Origin of the sequence: uncultured Sunxiuqinia sp. (genome assembly GCF_947495665.1) — a bacterium.
Taxonomy (GTDB): domain Bacteria; phylum Bacteroidota; class Bacteroidia; order Bacteroidales; family Prolixibacteraceae; genus Sunxiuqinia; species Sunxiuqinia rutila.
In genome coordinates, this window is the sequence record NZ_CANLZV010000003.1 from 125,714 (window position 1) to 144,382 (window position 18,669).

The window sequence follows — 18,669 nt, forward strand, 5'->3', positions numbered from 1 at the left end:
TTAGAAATTTAAATTTAGGTTGAAACCAACACTCCGGGCTGTTGGTAGTGGATAGTAAACCAGCCCTTGTGAGTAAGATGAAGTACTGTAGCTTGACTCCGGGTCAAAGTTGTCCACCTTCTTGTGAATGAAAAACAAGTTGCGGCCAACAACGCCAATGGATGCTTTCTGAATGAATGTATCGGTCAGCCAGGCGGAGGGCAGGTTCCATACCAGTGAAACTTCTCGCAAGCGAATATTAGTTTGATCGTAGATGTATTCAGAAGTGATGTCGTTTATATTTCCCCAATAATCCTGTGCAGAAATGCTTTGAGAATTCTGCTGCCAGGAAGGAGCTTCAGTTGTACCTGTATTAATTACTCCGTCAACAACGATGCCTGATTCGCGGTATTGTAAGGAGCGTTTGCTGGTTCCTGATCCATCCATGGCAGCATCGGTACCGGCATACACTTCGCCACCAAAACGACCGTCAATCAGGAAGCTGAAGCGCAGATTCCGGTAGGTGAGGGTGTTGGTAAGTCCGCCAGTCCAGTCGGGTTGGTAGTTTCCTAACTTGGAGTATTCGCTGCTGGCTTGTGGTTTGCCATCGGCTGTAAGCACAACGTCTCCGTTTTCATTAGTTTCCCAGGTTTTTCCGTAGATATCACCAAACCCACCTCCAACTGTTGCTTTAACCAGGACAATGCCTGAGTTTGTTGTTGAGAAGGTAAAATCGTCTGTTCCTTCGATCAGCTCATTCAGTTTGTTTTTGTTTTTTGAAAAGTTGACCGAAACATCCCAGGTAAGATCCATTGTTTTTACTGGCGTTCCACCAAGCATTACTTCAAAACCTTTGTTCTCAATTTCGCCTACATTGTCTTTCATAGCGCTGTAGCCAGTTGATTGTGAAATTGGGACATTCATAATCAGGTCTTTTGAAAGAATTTTGTAGTAGGAAAGATCGGCAAACAGTCGGCTATCCAGGAAACGGAACTCGCCACCCACTTCAAAGGAGTTAACCTCTTCGGGAAGCAGTTCGGGATTGAACTTGGTTGAGTTGCGCGACATGGTTGTGCGTCCGAGGTAAGAACTGCTAATGCTGGCCAATGAATAGGTATCATAAAGCTGGTAAGGACTGGTGTCGTTACCAACTTGTGCCCAGCTGGCGCGAACTTTAGAGTAGTTCATCACAGAATCTTCTAATTTCAGCAGGTCATTAAACAAGATGGATGCACTGACTGATGGGTAAAAATAGGACCAGTTGTGGCTTGGAAGTGTGGATGACCAGTCGTTACGCGCAGACAAGTCAAGGTAGAACCAACGATCGTAGGCCAGGCTAATTGTTCCATAAAGGGAACTGATTTGCTTTTTCTGCAAAGGAGTAAAGCCCGGAGTGATAACACTGGCGCTGGAAATTGGAGGGCCGTCAGGGATCCTGAACTTTTCTCCGGAAACACTGTGTCCCCGATAGGTTTGGTGCATGTAGTTACCACCAAAACTGGCATTCAGATTAATGGTTTCAGTCAGATCTCTTTTCAGCATTAGCAAAAAGTCGGAGTTGGTTTCCTGAATTTGCGTTTCGCTGTACGAGAAGGCTCCGGTGGCTTCGTACCAATGGCCGAATTGGGTGACGCTTTCGATGTTCATTGTGGTAAAGTCAGTACCGGTACGGATATAGGCTGAAAGCCAATCGGTAAAGTCGTACTGAATCTTGGCAAATCCCTGGAACCGGTCTTTCCAGTCTTTCCGTATGTCGTGGAAAACGGTCCAATAAGGGTTGGCATTGAGTGAAGTGGCTGAAACGGAACTCAGCGTTACAGGATCCTGATAGTTCTTATAATCATTAATATCAACATTTCGCGGAATATTGTACAGCGTGCTCATAATTCCCTCGGTACCCAGTGTGGGCCTGTTCTTGCCATATTGCTTGAAGTATGTTGCTTTGGCATCAATCGACAGCTTGTCGGATAACTTGGCAAACCCTCTCAAGTTGAAGTTGTTCCGTTCAAGTCTCGAATTTGGAATCATTGAGTTGATCTGGGAATTCGTATATGAAAAACGGATATTCAGGTCAGTATTACCAGCCGTTAGTGCCAGGGTATTGATATAGGTCGACCCTGTGTCAAAAAAGTCTTTGACATTATCGGGGTACCCCAGGTAGGGGCGATTTTCTCCGGTGTAATAGAGCTGACTTGTTCCATCTAACATGGGGCCCCAGGAACCACCAGCGGTTTTTAAGTCAGCCACTGTGGAAGGGATATAGCCTTGTGTTCCCTGTCCGTATTGATTTTGGTAATCGGGGAGGAGCATTGGTCTTTCGAAGGTGGTATTGGAGCTAAATGCCACGCCTACTCCTTTCTGGGCAGATCCTTTTTTGGTGGTTATCATGATTACCCCGTTCGCAGCCCGTGATCCATACAAGGCCGCAGCATTGGGGCCTTTCAGAATGGAGATGGATGCGATATCGTCCGGGTTAACGTCAGCAATACCTGATCCATAGTCGGTTTTGGAGTACTCACCTGGATTATTTTCGGAGGCAGATCCGAAACCGCTGTTGTCCATCGGGATACCATCAACTACATAGAGCGGCTGGTTGTTACCGGTAAGTGAGTTGTTTCCGCGGATGATTACCCGTGAGCTACTTCCCGGTCCAAAAGAGCCTTGGGTGATGGTAACACCCGCTACCCGTCCGGATAATGAATTGATGGGGTTGGTTTCTTTGGCTGTGGACATTTCATCGCTTCCGACTTCGGTAACAGCATATCCCAACGATTTTTTCTCGCGGGAGATACCCAAAGCGGTAACCACAACTTCTTCTAACCCTTTGGTGGTGGGTTCCAAAACAACGTTGTAGGTCATTGTTTGCATGACGGTTGTCCGATGTGTTTGCATTCCTAAAAAGGAAAAGAGGACAACCGATTCGACGGGAACATCAAGAGTGTATACTCCATCGGCATTGGTTATGGTGCCACTATTTGTTCCTTCAATAAGTACTGAAACTCCGGGGAGTGGAGTTCCGTCTTCTGAGCTGGTAACCGTACCGGACAGGGTAGCGACTTGAGCTGCCAGGAAACTGGTACCTGCAAAGAATAATGTTATAACTAACAAATACTTTTTCAACCATTTCATTTTTTGATTCATAAAGCAAATTTTAGATGGTTAATAATTCCAAATTCTATGGGTCTGTTAGTTGGTTGTTGGTTGGAAGGGAGGCCGGGTGGTAAATCCCGTGTACCTTTAGGAAGAGCTTTGCACTTGGAATAGCGAGCCTGAAGGACTCTGTCTTGCAGTATTTATTTTAACGCTGCCTGATCGCTGTTTTAGTTCTGATTTATAGGGGATAAGGCTAATCTGTCAAGATTTGTGGCAGATTGAGTTATTACCTTCTGGGGGAAAGGTCGCATGAGAGTAAGATGCACCTGCGTTTGCTTTGTGTTGCCTGGGCAGTGCATGGTGGGCTGGTTTACGTTGCTTTTAGTGCGAATACTTAGGTGTTGTGTTTTTTGCAGAGTGGGGGTGGGGAGTAGGTAGTTGGTTAGTTGTGGTAGGTTGTGGTTTGTGTAAAAAGCTGTGGCATAGTGATTTTGATCAGTCTCCTTAAAAAGAAAATGATTTAACTGCTTCCAAAGGCCATAGTGCTTCGTTTTTCTTATGGCTAATCGTTTTGTGTTATTTTTTTTGTTTAAAGCCATGTTCTGCCAGTTAGTTGTGAGTTCTTAAAATATCTTCCAAAGAACAAGTGTAACTGAAATTATAAACAGAACTAAATTAGAAAAAAGAAATTTAAAATTAAACATTTTTTAACAGAAATATCAGGACTGGTTAATCTCGTTGTTGTTTTGTATCGTAATGATACTGAATTAAATATGTGGTTTTGTTTGGTGCGTGAGGGAGTGTTTTTAGCTAAAAAAAGGCCGTCTCAAAACGATGATGAGACGGCCTTTATCAATTAGCGAGTAGTAGTGTTATTGCTTTTTAGCCCACCACAGCGGTGTCAATACAGCATCAGCTCCACCAAGGAAACCAACTGCTTGCTGGTAGCCATCCGCGTTGCTGTTTACCAGGCTTGAAGGGTATTTCAAGCGTTGAGGGAAGAACTTAACGCTGTTTGTCATGTAATTTGACGAGCTAAGTTCAGGAAGATCTGTTATTGGCAGGTCAACTGCAGGATTCTCGAAGAATGGCAGCCCTAAACGACGGTGATCATTCCATGCTTCCAAAGGCAACCAAGGCAATTGAGCAAGGTATTTTTGCGTGATAATTTTAGTCAGCGCATCATTTTTAATTTGTCCGTTTTCGTAAATCGTGTTGTTCGGATAGTCAAAAGTTACTGTGCCCGCTTCATTGGTATAACCATCAACAAAGTTCATGGTAAAACCTCCGGTTGGTTCAGTAGTGTGATCAAAGCTTACTGAAGTTCCAACGCGGTTGTAGGCTTCAGAAGCCAGGTAGTCATCAGCAAAAGCTGATAATTCCCAGTAAGCAAAACTTGCTTTAACACCATTTTCGTAGGCTGCTTTAGCATCAATAGGTGTATTCCAGCCTCTGACAGCTGCTTCAGCGATCAGGAAGTAAGTTTCCCAGTTGGCAAAGAAGATACGCTCTGATTCGCTGCCTCTGAACTCCTGGCTCAGACGAGGGTTCGTTCCTGAGAAGAATGAAACCTGGTTTTTGGCTGATTTTTTACCCCAGGCACCAAGAGGCGCAGCGTTCCAGGTAAAGGTTGCATCAATTTCTTTTACAACTTCATCGTTATCATCCACCAAATTGCGGACAACGGTTCTAGCGTCATTGGTCCATGAAGGATAGAAACTGAAATTTGAATTCAAATTCAACGTATCTCCAGGAATGCTGAAAGCTTTGTAAGCACGAGGATCCATAACTTTGTGAAGACCATCAAACCAGTATCCGGCAGATGGGTCATTGGTCATGGTAGTCAGATGATCAGTAAATCTTTGTCCCATGTAGTCAGCAGGCTTAATTTGGCTGTGCATTTCTACAGGAAGAACTTCTTCTGAATCAATTCCACCTAAGCCAATGTAAAGGTTATTAAGCGTTGCAGACAAAAGTTGGCTGTTCCATTCTCTACTCATTACTCCGGTCAGGTTATCCCAACCCGGTTTTTCAGCAATTTTGAAGTTGTCATCAGCTTCCAGAATCAACTGTTGAGCTGCGGCTGCTTCAAACTCTGCTTGTGCTTTTGCCGGATCAACTTCAGACAAACGCATGGCCAGACGAAGTCTCATGGAGTTACCGTATTTAATCCATTGACTGTAGTTAAATCCGTAAGCCTGGTCGTATTTAGTAATTGACTCGGGCAGGACCACTTCAGTATTGATATTAGCGGTAGCATCGGCCAGTTCGGCCAGCATGTGGTAATATACATCCTGTAGGCTGGCAAATTCAGGGTTCTCTCCACTGAAGGCATCAATTGGCATCGGACCGAAATTGTCTGCAAATTCACTCATCAGGTAAACCCGCCAAATCCGGGCAATATGCATTAGGTTTTCAGTATAAGGCAATGCTGAGCCTGCTGCAATTTTTTCTTGAGCTGTTGTAATGGCCAGACTAGATGATTTTAACCAGCCAGATAGCGAGTTGTAGTAATCGTTACTCCAGCCGTCGCTGTATGAACCAAGTGCCAAAGCCCCGTTTACACGGTGTTGTCTTGAGGCCGTTTTCCAATAGAGTACGAAAGCTCTTTCGGCTACGTGTGGGTTTTGCTGTGCTCCAATGATGGAGTTGTTTATAATGTATTCAACTTGAACTTGATCGGCACTTGCTGCTTTGGGGTCAATGTTTACCTCGTCAAAGTCGGAGCAAGAAAAAAGTAACGTGCTGCCAAGTGCTAAAGTGAAAAGTTTTTTTAATGCTTTCATTTTATCTTATTTTAAAATCCCAAGGTGATATTGAATAAAAAGTTTCTTGATGTAGGAGGTGCAGTATTTTCAAAACCTACTGCGTTTGTTCCTGTTGCAAAAGTTGATTCAGGATCAACTCCATTCATGTGACTTTTGATCATCAATACGTTGTTGCAAGAGAATCCTACGCTTGCACGTTGGAAAACTGTTTTTGACAGCAATGACTTAGGCAGTGAGTAGTTCAACTGCAGGGTACGCAATCTGATGTTAGTTGCATCATAAATGTTTGCTTCACCAATTCCCAAGTTTCCTGTTGTGCTGGTAACAGTTGTCCAGTACTGTTGTGCAGTAATGCTTTTGTCATTGGCAACAAATCCGTCGCCGTTGGCAATAACTCCGTCCAGAACCATGTCTTCTCTTGATCCACCGGGAGCAGTAATCTGCGCAGTACCTGCTGCTTGCATCGACTGGTTGGTTGTTGAGAACATCTCTCCGCCAAAGCGACCATCAATCAGGAAGCTCAAAGAAAAGCCTTTGTAAGAGAACGTGTTTGTTAATCCGACCAAAGCATCAGGCTGTTGGCTACCGATTTTTTCTGATTCAGTTGTTCCTTGAGGAAGTCCGTCTTCGGTTAGTAACAGTTTGCCGAAATGAGGGCTGTTAACATCTTCCACACGCAGGAATCTGGTTCCGTGAATCTCACCATATTCTCCGCCTACCTGAGCCAGGATTTTCAAGTTGTCAAAACCTCCCAGATCGTAAACTTGAATGTCGTCATACAGGTCTTCAATCGTGTTTTTGTTGAAGGAATAGTTCAACTGGATATCCCAGTTAAGTCCATCATTGGCATTGTCAATAATGCGACCGTTCACCATCAATTCAACTCCGGTATTTTGAATATCTCCAGCATTGATCTTTTTGCTTGAATAACCACTTTGTGGGTCCATGGGTAAGTTAATCAACTGACGAGTAGCATTTGATTGATACCAGGCAAAGTCGAAACCTAAGCGGTTATTGAAAAAGCGTCCGTCAATACCCACCTCGTATGATTTGATCAACTCGCTTCGTACGCTTGGGTCGTATAATGTATTTCCTACACCTGCTGTTGTATTTCCATTCGGATCTTTATCAATCCAATAGGTGTTATACAATTGGTAAGGAGGAAGGTCGTTACCAACTTCAGCATAAGAAGCTCTCACTTTCGAGAATGTTAACCATGATGGCAAGGAACCGCCTGTTTTGTTAACCATATCAGTAATAACCCATGAGGCGTTTACTGAAGGGTAGAAGAAGGAGCGGTTGTCGGGGTGTAACGAAGATGACCAGTCATTTCTGAATGTTCCTTCCAGGAACAGGTAGCCATCGTAGTTTACTTGCAACAATCCATAAAGAGAGTTAATTTTCTTATGAGAGAATGATTCTCTTACAGTCGGCTTGTCTTTTCCGTTGTTCAGCGCAAATAGGTTAGGAACTTCCAATTCGCCTGAGCTTCCAGAAATGCCGGATGATCTTTGTTCCATCAGGTTACCACCCAAGGTTACCATACCACCAAATTTGCCAAAAACATTGTCTTGTTGTGCTGTCACCAAAGTTGAATAGTTGGTTTCAGTGTGTGTGGATTTTCCCAAGCTATAACGTCCGGTTGCACTTAACGGGCTTCCGCTGTATAGTTTCGTTTCCGTGTTGTTGGTGTACATGTCAGCTCCACCTTTCATCTCCATACTAAGCCAGTCGGTGAACTTGTATTTTAATGATCCGTGGAAAATAAACCGGTCACGAGTATCTTCGTTCAGGTTGTTTTTTTCACCCCAGTATGGATTAACAGCATTTCCACCACCGTACCAGATCATATTGCCCAGTTCATCACTTGCATTTTCAAAGTCTCTGATGTCCATAGAAACTGGAAGCAGATACATGGTTCTGAAGCTGTTTGATGAGTTGTTCCCGGATAACGGTCTGTTGTTGGCAGTAGAGCGAACATACTGAATTTTTGTGTCCAGTACCCAGTTGTCTTTCTCCCCGAAAGTTGACATCGAACGAGTCATCAAGTTGGTCCGGTTAAGTTTAGCACCCGGAATCATACTCTTGTCGTTTGTTTGGGTAACAGAAGTATAAAGCGATGTTTTATTAATCTGTTGCTGGAACGACACATTATTATTCAGGTTGATGCCTGTGTCAAAGAAGTTTTCCACATTGTCATAGGCGTACATCGGAACACTGGTTCCATCCCATTTTACAACAGATTGCCCTGTAATGGCAGGTCCCCAGCTGATGTTCGAACGGTTGTCAAACGAACCGTCTGATCCCTGTCCAAAAGACATTTGCATGTCTGGTGAAATGAATGTTGATTCAAAACCTACAGACGAAGAAACAGTAATGCCCAATCCATCACGTTTTTTTCCGGTTTTGGTTGTAATCAAAATTACACCGTTACCGGCACGTGACCCATAAAGGGCAGCAGCTGATGCACCTTTTAGTACTGACATGCTGGCAATATCTTCGGGGTTAATATCTCCAAGCCCGTTACCCATGTCAGTTGAAGGGTTCCAATAGTCGTTGTTTGAGGCTCCTGTAAAGTTGTCAATCGGCACACCGTCAACAACAATTAAAGGTTGGTTGTCTCCTGTTAAAGAGCTGTATCCCCTCAATACAATTTTTGATGATCCTGCAGGTCCGTTGCTGGATTTAATAACCTGTAAACCGGTTACTTTTCCAGATAGCGCGTTGGTCAGGTTGGCCTCTCTTGATTCCAACAGCGCTTCACCTTTTAGCTCTTGCATCGAGTACCCCAGAGTTTTTTGTTCTCTTTTAATACCCAGAGCCGTAACAACGACTTCTTCCAGACCTGTTGTTTTCGGATTCAATACAACATTGTATGTTTTGGATCCGTCAGCTGTTATTTCGGTTGTTTCCATACCGATAAACGAAAACAGAACGACAGAGCCTTGTGGTACATTAATCGTGTAGTTACCATCCATATCTGTAACCGTTCCATTGGTTGTACCCTGTTGGATAACTGTCACTCCGGGAAGGGGATAGCCATCGTCAGAGCTGGTAACATTACCGCTAATACTCACTTGCTGAGCATGTGCGGCACCAATTCCCATAAAGAGCATTGCTATTGCAAGCAAATACTTTGTAAGCCATTTTAATTTTTGATTCATAGAGATTTGTTTTACATAGTTGTTAAATAAAAAAAGATGTTTATTTGAGAACTTAATTATCCAGGGATTTGTCCCGGAATATTTTTTGAAAGGTCATAACACTTGTTCCTTTTAGCCCCGATTGTTCGCCCATTTCTGAAATTTCAATTTTTACATGGTGTGAAATATTCTCAAGGCAATACTGATTCAAAGCTTGCTGAATGGGCATTAAAATGTATTTCCCGGCTTTTGCCAGTGCCCCATTCAGGACAATGAGCTCAGGATTGTATAGTTGAATGAGGATGGATAGTCCCCAGGCTAATTTTGTACTGATTTTATTTAATAAGGAGATGGCAAGTTCATCGCCGTTTTGCGCACAATCAATAATATCATCAACGGTGATTTTTGAAAGCGCCGACGAAAAACGATTGGTTAACTGCGATACCGTTCCTTTTTTGATTGCTGATGCTGCCATGTCCAGCAGTTTTTGGGTGGAGGCAATGGTTTGAAGACAGCCCTTTTTACCACATTCACACAATTCTCCCTCGGGAAGAATCCGGATGTGGCTGAACTCTCCGGCGCATCCTTTGTCCCCCTGGTAAACTTGTCCGTTTAAGATGATTCCCAGTCCCAGACCCCAGCTCCAGTTTAAAACCAGTGTGTTTCTAGTGTTTTTTGCCTTGCCAAAAATGAATTCACCCAAGGCTTGCATGCGGGCATCATTCTCAATGTAAACCGGCTTATGAAAATGATGGGTTAAACGTTTCCTGATATTTCTGTTCGCCGGATTTTTTATCGTTTGGTTTATGCCGTTTTCAGAATGGATAAGTCCGGGCATGCTTACTCCAATAGCACGGATTTGTTCTCTTTCCAGTCCCGATTCCTCTAGAAGATGGTTAATGGCTGTCTCCATGTGTTCTTCCAGAAGTGGATCATTGATGTTTGTTGAATACTCGTGTATTGCGGTAATTCTCTGATTGAGGCTGTTTATGAGGATGGCTCTGGCTTTATAGTGACCAAACTCAATGGCTACAATGTGATAGGCATTTTCAGCGTGACTGTAGAGTACTGGACGACGACCTCCCTGAGATTCGCCTGTGCCGGTGATACAAACTTTTTTTTCTGAAATTAACTGATCGAGGACTGAACGAACTGTTGGCAAGCTTACGTGCGACTGCTTGCTTAACGATAAAGCAGATTGCGGCGATTGCTTGTACAGGTGAGTAATGATCTGCATCCGTAGCCGGTAGCGTTTCAATTCTCGTATGGCCATATTGTCTGTTTCTTTTTTCCTGTGTAGGACCATGGCTTGATAGTCAATTTACATTGCTTAAATAATTCTTAAAGATTAAGATCTTTTGAAAAAAATTACAAAACGAAACTAGGAAAAGAAAATTTAATTTTAAACTATTTTAACACTAAATGCAGAAAGAAGTTATTGTGGGTGTGTTTTGAGCAAATTGCTTGTTGTTGGTTTGGTTTTGTGTTTGGCTGTTTGGCTGGTTTGCTTTGGGGCTGTCTTCTTGTTTATGGTTGATTTTGTTTTTTGAAGGTATTTTGAAGCGTGAAACTGGTTCTGAGGTCGTTTTTTTACGCTTTATTGAAAAAACTTTAGCAATTAATTAATATTTCCGGTTTCTTTTCGACGCATTTTTAGAAGGTGGATGAAACGTGAAAAGCCTTGGATTTTCATGAATAATTGAAATGGGAAGAGCAAATTATTGGAAAAGTATCTGCGGGATTTTCTAAAAGTTGTTATGTAACATATTTGAGAACTTTCTAACCTTACAATACAAGAGTGTAATCTACTTTTAATAAGTTTGAGACATCTACTAAACATGATGAACTTATTTGTTTGACGATTCAGTGATGATGAGTCGTATCATTTTTATTACAGTTGAAAAAGCAATTTTTAGTCAGAATCGCAATAGTGTAGTTTTTGTGACAAAAGAAAAGTAATCAGTACGTTTAATATCTAATTAACCACTAAATATCAGGAACTAAAAATGAAAGAAATCAAATATACCATTGGACTGGACTATGGATCAGATTCAGTACGTTCATTGCTGGTGAATGTAGAAACTGGAGAGGAGATTTCCAGTGTTGTTTTTGAGTATCCGCGTTGGAAAAAGGGATTGTATTGCGATACTGCTCAGAACCAGTTTCGCCAGCATCCGAAAGACTACCTGGAGGGCTTGGAATACACCATTGTTGAAGCTTTGAAACAAGCTCCGGCAGGAGTGGCTCAAAATGTTGTCGGAATTTCGGTTGATACAACCGGATCAACTCCTGTATCGGTGGATGAAAAAGGAACACCACTAGCATTAACGGCCGGTTTTGAAGAAAATCCGAATGCCATGTTTATGTTATGGAAAGACCATACTGCGGTAAAAGAAGCTGATGAAATCAATGCCTTGGCCCGAAAGTGGGAGATTGACTTTACCAAATTTGAAGGTGGGGTTTATTCTTCGGAATGGTTTTGGGCTAAGTTGTTACATATCTCACGGGTTGATCCGGCCGTTTATCGTGCTGCTAATTCGTGGGTAGAACATTGCGATTGGATTCCGGCAGTACTGACCGGAAATACACGTCCAAAAACCTTGAAACGCAGTCGTTGTGCTGCCGGTCATAAAGCTATGTGGCACGATGCGTTTGGAGGTCTTCCTTCTGAAGAATTTCTGACTGCATTGGATCCGATGTTGGGAGGTTTGCGTGACCGCCTATATAAAGAGACTTTCACTTGTGATGTGGCCGTTGGAAATCTTTCACAGGAGTGGGCCGACAAGTTGGGCCTATCAACCAATGTGGTGATTGGAGTTGGTGCTTTTGACGCCCATTTAGGAGCTATTGGCGCTGAAATTGAACCCTATCATTTAAGCAAGGTGATGGGAACTTCAACCTGCGACATGCTGGTGGCACCCATGGAAGAAATAGGTGATAAGCTGGTATCCGGAATTTGTGGTCAGGTTGATGGCTCCATTATGCCCGGCATGCTGGGAATGGAAGCAGGACAATCTGCTTTTGGTGATATTTACGCCTGGTTTAAGCGGGTGTTGATGTGGCCGGCTGAGCAAATTCTGGCCAATTCATCATTGGTAACAGAAGAGCAACGTCAGGCTTTGCTTGACGAAATGAGTGACAAGGTGATTGTGGAACTCTCTAGGGAAGCTGCTAAAATTGAAATTGCGGAGAGTGGTGTTCTGGCAATCGACTGGATGAATGGCCGTCGTACGCCCGATGCCAACCAAAACCTGAAAGGGGCTATTGCAGGCTTGACATTGGGAACGGATGCACCCCGTATTTTCCGTGCACTGGTTGAAGCCACCGCCTTTGGCTCAAAAGCCATTGTTGATCGCTTTTTACGTGAAGGCGTTCGTATTGATGGCGTTATTGCTCTTGGGGGCGTTGCGAAAAAATCAAAACTAGTGATGCAAATCGTATGCGATGTGTTGAATATGCCAATTAAAGTGGCCCGGTCTGAGCAGGCTTGTGCTTTAGGATCAGCCATGGCTGCTGCCGTTGTAGCCGGTGTTTATGCAACAACCAACGAGGCTCAGAAGAAAATGGGTGGCGGTTTCGAAATGGAATATCATCCCATACCTGAGAATGTCGCGAAGTATCAAAAGCTTTACGAAGACTACCTGGCCTTAGGTGGATTCATTGAAAATAATCTCACAGTAAAATAAAGGTTATTTGTGGTAATTGATTTTACAGAGGCTATTCTTCAGGGAGTGGCCTCTGTTTGTTCAGTATGAGCCAGAATTCAATATGCTTAGGCAGTTGTACTTATTCCTAATAAAATAAAAAAAGCATCTAAATCTATGATTTAAATGCTTTTGTGCCCAGTAAAGGTGCATGTTTCGTAATGTTAATGCGCTTTTATTCAATAGTGTAGATCATTGCCATTTCTTGTGGTCTCGATAAATCACCTTCAACAATATTAAAGAACTTATGCCAACTTAAATATACAAATTGATTAAATTAAATCCAAATCAACCGTTTTATCATTTTATACTGCCGTAATGGTTTTCCTGTGTTTGGAGTGTTTGTAAAAACAGTGGTCTTTATCAATAATTTCATTGCCTTCAGAATCTCCGATAAAGTTTGTTTCTCTTTTCTCTGACCTTTTAAATTTGATAGAATAGAGGATAAGCTTATTCAGATATTCAACTTTGCTGTTAGGTTTGATTTCTGCAGTTTTGGAGGAGTATTTCAAGTCAATTGACAACTATCTTGATTTGACAGTTAGTGTATCTCTTCTCAAGCATGGATAACAACTCCATTGCTGATAGCAAAAAGAAAAAGCTGATTGAATGCTTAGATGGGAGGAGCTTTATGAAAAGATGTTGAAGGAAGAAAATGATTCGAGATAGGAAGGCATGGCAATATGGTGTTGATTTTGTAAGTTTGTCAGCTCAATTAATCTTAAAATTGAATCGACAATAAAAGAATCATATCTGGTATAAAAAACAGAGACGTTGAAATTTTTGAAGAACTGTTTTTTAATTATCACGGTAGACTTGTTCTTTTTGCCAACAAGTTTATTGGTGACATGCAGGTGTCTCGTGATTTGGTACAAGATGCTTTTTTTATGTTGTGGGAAAAGACTGATCAGTTAGATATTAAAAAGTCTCCCAAGGCCTATTTGTACCAATCGGTTAAAAATAGCTGCTTAAATTACAATCGACATTTATCGATCAAAGAAAATGCCGAAGCCGAAATTAGTACAAGAATCGCCGAATTGGAGCGGCAGGTTTATGATGGAACAAAGACGCCATACCTTAGTCTGATAGAGCAAGAATTGGAGGAGAAAATAGCTGAAGTGATTGAACAGATGCCTTCAAAATGCCAAGAAGTCTTCAAAATGAGTCGCTTCGAGGGATTGAAAAACAAGGAGATTGCTGAACGTCTGGGGATTTCTGTTAAAATGGTTGAGAAACATATCTCGAAAGCGTTGGTAATCTTACGTCATGAACTTGCCGAATATGTAGGAGTTTTGTTAGCTATGTTTATTTCAAAAATGTGATTCTTCGATGTCTTTTAATCTTCAATAACCTGATTGTATTTAATCCGTTCCTTCACTGTAGATCGTTTATTCTTTTCACCTTCTCGTTGCTCTTTCAAAAAATATACCTCAAAGAGGTAGGGGTAAACTGTATTCATGTGTCATAGCATTAAACAGAGATACTAATGAGAGAGAAACGATCAATAAAATCATTAATCATTGCTGAGTTAGACGGAGATATCACTAATGCAGAGCGAGCGCGACTGTTGCAGTGGATGTCGCAATCTGATCGTAATGCACGTTACTACACTAAAATAAAAGATTTGTGGGAAAGCTCTGTGGCTGATGTTGCAGAGATGGCGCAAACTACACAAGAGTGGGAGCGATTTAAAAACCGCATAAATACCACTAGACCTGCGGTACTAACTATACGAAGAAGAATTAATTGGTCACTAACCGCAGCTGTGGTTGCTATCGGTTTGCTCGTTGGTAGTTTAATCATGCAAAACTATAAGCAGAAAGTTCCAGTTTATTTGACGACAATAGCACCCAAAGGGTCTGTTTCTCAAACCATCTTACCTGATGGAACACTCATTTACCTGAATGCTGGTTCTGAAATAAAATATGATGTGAATGAAACGAGTAAAAAACGTGAGGTTTTTGTTACGGGCGAGGCTTGGTTCGATGTCAAAAGAAATGAAAAGAAGCCTTTCATCGTTCACACCCCCTATTACAACGTTGAAGTTTTAGGAACCCAATTTAATGTGAAAAACTATGAAGCGGAGCACAGAGTTGTCACTACCCTTGAAAAAGGATCTATCCGAATTTTGTCTTCAGACCATTTAATGTTTAAAGAGGAGATTGTCTTAAAGCCTGGCGAACAATTGGTTTTTGATAAAATCCATCGAAAGATTCAGCGTAAAGAACATGTTGACACACATTTATACACTTCCTGGAAAGATAATAAACTGATTTTCCTTGATATGCTTTTTGGGGATCTGATTAAGCTATTGGAGCGAAAATATGATATTGAAATTGAAGTTGTTGACCAATCAATATTGAATGAACATTATACCGGAACCATCCGAAACGAAACGATACTGGAGGTTTTTGAGATTATAAAACATACTCATCCAATTGAATACCATGTAGAAGAGCGGAAGATAATTATTCAAAAAAAGGTAAAGGGTGAATCCCCTAGTCAAAATTGTAGATAAAAGTCGATGGATGCGCTAACATCCACCGACACTGAAATAAATTAACCGGTGCGCTAACACCATTTTAATAATTTAAAGTCAAACAAATTTATGAAAAAAAAAGTAAAACAATGTTACCCGAGGAGTGGGTGGCACAAACTGTTTCTAATTATGAAATTAGCAGTGATTCTCTTATTGGTGAGTATGCTTCAGGTGACTGCCTCGGTCTATTCGCAAAATAGCAAGTTGTCAGTTAAGGTAAGAAATCAAAGCATTGTAGATGTTTTGAAATCAATTGAGGAGCAAAGTGACTTCCATTTCTTCTATAAGAATGAGCAAATCGATGTAGATAGGAAGGTGTCTATTACAGTTGAGAATAAAACGGTCGAGGAAATATTAGAGACCATATTTGAGGATACTGGAATTGAATACCGTTTTTTTGGAGATAAGTTGATTTTATTGTCAACAAATGATGCAAGATTCAATGGAGGAACAAGAGTTCTGCAGCAAAAAGGAAAAATTAGCGGAAAAGTGGTTGATGAGGAAGGCTTGCCATTACCTGGTGTAACGGTACTTGTAAAAGGAACAACGCAGGGGACAGTTACCAATATGGATGGAAATTATTCTATTTCAAATGTATCTGCCGGCGAAATACTTCATTTTTCGTTTGTGGGGATGCGAACGCAGGAGCTTGTCATTGGTCGGCAGAATAGAATTAATGTAACCATGGAACCCGATGCTATTGGTTTAGAAGAAGTAGTGGCGATTGGTTATGGAACCAAGAGCAAAAGAAAAGTGCTAAATTCAATATCAAAAGTAGATGCAGAAAAACTTGAGAATGCTTCCTACTCAAATATGGGACAAGCATTAGCAGGTGTTTCACCTGGTGTTATTTTGAAACAAAGTGGTGGTGGTCCTGGCAACGATGTCCCTTCAATATCTATTAGGGGCGGAGGTGAACCTTTGTATGTAATTGATGGGGTGGTTAGTTTTAAAAATGATTATGCAAACCTTAGTCCGAACGATGTTCAGGACATTTCAATTTTAAAAGATGCTGGTGCGTCTGCTATTTATGGATCAAGGGCTGCAAATGGAGTAGTTTTGGTTACAACAAAAGAGGCAAAAGGGAACAGCATTAGTTATTCCAATTTGTTTAGTACTTCAACTCCGGCATTGAAACCAGATTTTCTGTCTTCTTACGATTATGCTTCGTTTAACAATGAAATTGCAGGCATGTATGGAATTACCAAGCCTTGGAATGATGAAGCGTTGCAAAAATTCAAAGATGGGACAGATCCCAATTATCCGTCTACCAATTGGTGGGATGAAGTATTTAAACCGGCACCATCACAAAGGCACAACCTAAGCGTAAGTGGCAAAGAGGAATCTATAGATTATTTGTTCTCGCTGTCGTTTCAAGAACAGGGAAGTGCATACAAATCCAGTGATGCACATAATCTTAAAAAATATAACTTTTTATCAAAGGTCGGTAAGTCATACGACAAATTAGGGCTGAAATTTGATTTTACAGTCAGAAGTACATTTACTGATTATAAAGATGTTCCTTTTTCGTACTGGTTTATTTTTGGACATGTGAACAACACATTGCCATATCAAAAGCCTTATGATGAACAAGGCCGCTATTTGGCAATCAACTCAACTAATAATCCGGCTTATGAAACCGATCCGGCTAACGGTTATAATAATTCATGGAATCGTTATTTTAACGGAATTTCTACAGTTACATGGGATGTGCCTTGGGTTAAAGGAATGCAGCTTGGTTTTATGACCAATTACAACCTTAATTTTAGCAAATCTAAACAATGGCGGACTTTACAGCCTGTATATTCCAACGCAGGAGATAAAAATGAGCAGTCAGCGCCAACATTATCTGAATCAAGGGCAACATCAAGGAATTATACTTTGCAGTCATTTATAAAATACGAAAGGACTTTTGGTGATCACAATCTGGATCTCTCTCTTTTTTATGAAGAATCTGAAGGTTATTATTCTAACCTCTCTGCTTCAAGGAGGGATTATGTTTCAGATGCTATTGATTATTTGTTTGCCGGCCCTCAGGACGGACTCACCAACTCAGGAAGTGGCGATGAATATGCGCGAAGGGGATATATTGGGCGTTTAGGCTATGATTATAAAGATAAATACCTGCTATCTGCCAGTTTTCGTTATGATGGATCAGAACGTTTTCGGGAAGATGATCGTTGGGGATTTTTTCCTTCTATTGGTTTAGGATGGAGGATTTCTGAAGAAAGTTTCTATAAAAATCTAATCTCCGAATCAATTATCAACAATATGAAGCTTCGTGCATCTTATGGTGAAACAGGAAACGATGCAGTTGCGCGGTTTGCATTCCTTTCAACATTTCAACCAGTAGAAAAACGTTATTTTTGGGGCGGATCATGGATTGGAGGTTATAGTGACAATGGATTACCTGCGGGAAATATTACCTGGTACACCCAAAAAAGTTACAATGTTGGTTTAGAGACAGATTTTTTTAATAACCGTTTAAAAACTGTATTTGATGGTTTTTATTATCGTACAAATGGTTATTTGGCAAATCCGGAGGATGTTTATACTACGCCTTTGGGAACTTCATTGCCAAAAATTAACTATGGTTCAACTCGTCGCGGTGGCTACGAAATAAATTTAAATTGGAACGATAAAATTGGTGACCTGGAATATTCATTAGGTTTTAACCTAACTCATTATGAAAGTTTCTGGGAACTTAAGCCAGATGAATCGGAATCATCGTTGAAAAATCCAAGAACCCGTGAGACATACGAATCAAACTATACTGGGACAGGATATTCTAGTTTAGGGTATTATAACACAAATCAAGATATTTTAAATAGTCCACGTCGCTTAGGTTCAGTTGATTTGCTTCCGGGCGATTTAAAATATAAAGACCTTAATGGAGACGGGCAAATTAATGGCGATGATTTTGGAAGGATTGGAAACGGAGGTTCTCCTGACTATTACTATGGGATCAATCTTGGTGCATCGTATCGTGGTTTTTACATGTCGGCAGTTATTCAGGGAGCCAGTAATTTCGATATGTGGCTAGACGGCAGATACTCTTACGATGATGGAGGAGCAGACCTTTTAACTGTAAAACCACAAACCGATGTTTGGACCTCTGGCAATCCCAATGCAAGATTCCCACGGATTAATCCAACAGGAAAAAGAGAAAATAATGTGGGGCCAACTTCTGATGCATGGTTGTTAACATTGAGCTATGTAAGGTTGAAAAATATTGAGTTAGGCTATAACTTCAAAATGCCACAACTACAAAAGGTTGGTATTAACGATCTTCGTGTATTTGTTAATGGTACCAATTTATTAACCTATGCCCCAAAAGTTGATGGGATATTTGATCCGGAAGCAAGTGACGGTTTTGGGTATGGTTACCCAGTTGAAAAGGTTATGTCTATTGGTTTAAATGTTAAATTTTAAGAGAAAATAGA

9 protein-coding genes are annotated in these 18,669 nt (G+C 41.3%); 4 read left to right on the forward strand and 5 right to left on the reverse strand.

Annotated elements, in window-relative coordinates; genetic code table 11:
• From Q1A18_RS05705 to Q1A18_RS05720, 4 genes are all read right to left on the reverse strand, one after another.
• On the reverse strand, window positions 1-3,120 hold the full coding sequence (locus tag Q1A18_RS05705; protein ID WP_299577965.1) for a SusC/RagA family TonB-linked outer membrane protein: 3,120 nt from the start codon (window positions 3,118-3,120) through the stop codon (window positions 1-3).
• 824 nt (window positions 3,121-3,944) lie between these two features.
• Window positions 3,945-5,858 (reverse strand): SusD/RagB family nutrient-binding outer membrane lipoprotein, encoded by a 1,914-nt coding sequence (locus Q1A18_RS05710; protein WP_299577966.1) that lies wholly within the window; start codon window positions 5,856-5,858, stop codon window positions 3,945-3,947.
• Window positions 5,859-5,869: 11 nt separating this feature from the next.
• The gene (locus Q1A18_RS05715) at window positions 5,870-9,004 is read right to left on the reverse strand and encodes a SusC/RagA family TonB-linked outer membrane protein (RefSeq protein WP_299577967.1); all 3,135 of its coding nucleotides are present in this window, start codon (window positions 9,002-9,004) and stop codon (window positions 5,870-5,872) included.
• A gap of 52 nt (window positions 9,005-9,056) precedes the next feature.
• Complete coding sequence (locus tag Q1A18_RS05720) at window positions 9,057-10,256, reverse strand: ROK family protein (protein WP_299577968.1); 1,200 nt, start codon at window positions 10,254-10,256, stop codon at window positions 9,057-9,059.
• 733 nt (window positions 10,257-10,989) lie between these two features.
• On the opposite strand from Q1A18_RS05720, the gene Q1A18_RS05725 reads away from it, so the two are divergent.
• On the forward strand, window positions 10,990-12,669 hold the full coding sequence (locus tag Q1A18_RS05725; protein WP_299577969.1) for a ribulokinase: 1,680 nt from the start codon (window positions 10,990-10,992) through the stop codon (window positions 12,667-12,669).
• A gap of 776 nt (window positions 12,670-13,445) precedes the next feature.
• On the forward strand, window positions 13,446-14,009 hold the full coding sequence (locus tag Q1A18_RS05730; RefSeq protein WP_299578137.1) for an RNA polymerase sigma-70 factor: 564 nt from the start codon (window positions 13,446-13,448) through the stop codon (window positions 14,007-14,009).
• Between the two features lie 14 nt (window positions 14,010-14,023).
• Here Q1A18_RS05730 and Q1A18_RS05735 read toward each other — a convergent pair whose 3' ends face one another.
• Window positions 14,024-14,146 (reverse strand): hypothetical protein, encoded by a 123-nt coding sequence (locus Q1A18_RS05735; protein WP_299577970.1) that lies wholly within the window; start codon window positions 14,144-14,146, stop codon window positions 14,024-14,026.
• Window positions 14,147-14,173: 27 nt separating this feature from the next.
• On the opposite strand from Q1A18_RS05735, the gene Q1A18_RS05740 reads away from it, so the two are divergent.
• Both Q1A18_RS05740 and Q1A18_RS05745 read left to right on the forward strand, forming a co-directional pair.
• Window positions 14,174-15,205, forward strand: a complete 1,032-nt coding sequence (locus Q1A18_RS05740; RefSeq protein ID WP_299577971.1) for a FecR domain-containing protein — start codon at window positions 14,174-14,176, stop codon at window positions 15,203-15,205.
• 150 nt (window positions 15,206-15,355) lie between these two features.
• Window positions 15,356-18,658 carry a TonB-dependent receptor gene (locus Q1A18_RS05745; RefSeq protein WP_299577972.1) on the forward strand — a complete coding sequence of 1,101 codons (3,303 nt, stop codon included), beginning with the start codon at window positions 15,356-15,358 and terminating at the stop codon, window positions 18,656-18,658.
• Window positions 18,659-18,669 lie beyond the last annotated feature (11 nt).

What these genes read in the sequence shown, in the direction of transcription:
- Q1A18_RS05715 (WP_299577967.1), bottom strand. Translation starts at nt 9,004, where the DNA reads ATGAATCAAAAATTAAAATGGCTTACAAAGTATTTGCTTGCAATAGCA.
- Q1A18_RS05740 (WP_299577971.1), top strand. Translation starts at nt 14,174, where the DNA reads ATGAGAGAGAAACGATCAATAAAATCATTAATCATTGCTGAGTTAGAC.
- Q1A18_RS05725 (WP_299577969.1), top strand. Translation starts at nt 10,990, where the DNA reads ATGAAAGAAATCAAATATACCATTGGACTGGACTATGGATCAGATTCA.
- Q1A18_RS05705 (WP_299577965.1), bottom strand. Translation starts at nt 3,120, where the DNA reads ATGAATCAAAAAATGAAATGGTTGAAAAAGTATTTGTTAGTTATAACA.
- Q1A18_RS05710 (WP_299577966.1), bottom strand. Translation starts at nt 5,858, where the DNA reads ATGAAAGCATTAAAAAAACTTTTCACTTTAGCACTTGGCAGCACGTTA.
- Q1A18_RS05720 (WP_299577968.1), bottom strand. Translation starts at nt 10,256, where the DNA reads ATGGCCATACGAGAATTGAAACGCTACCGGCTACGGATGCAGATCATT.
- Q1A18_RS05745 (WP_299577972.1), top strand. Translation starts at nt 15,356, where the DNA reads ATGAAATTAGCAGTGATTCTCTTATTGGTGAGTATGCTTCAGGTGACT.
- Q1A18_RS05735 (WP_299577970.1), bottom strand. Translation starts at nt 14,146, where the DNA reads ATGAATACAGTTTACCCCTACCTCTTTGAGGTATATTTTTTGAAAGAG.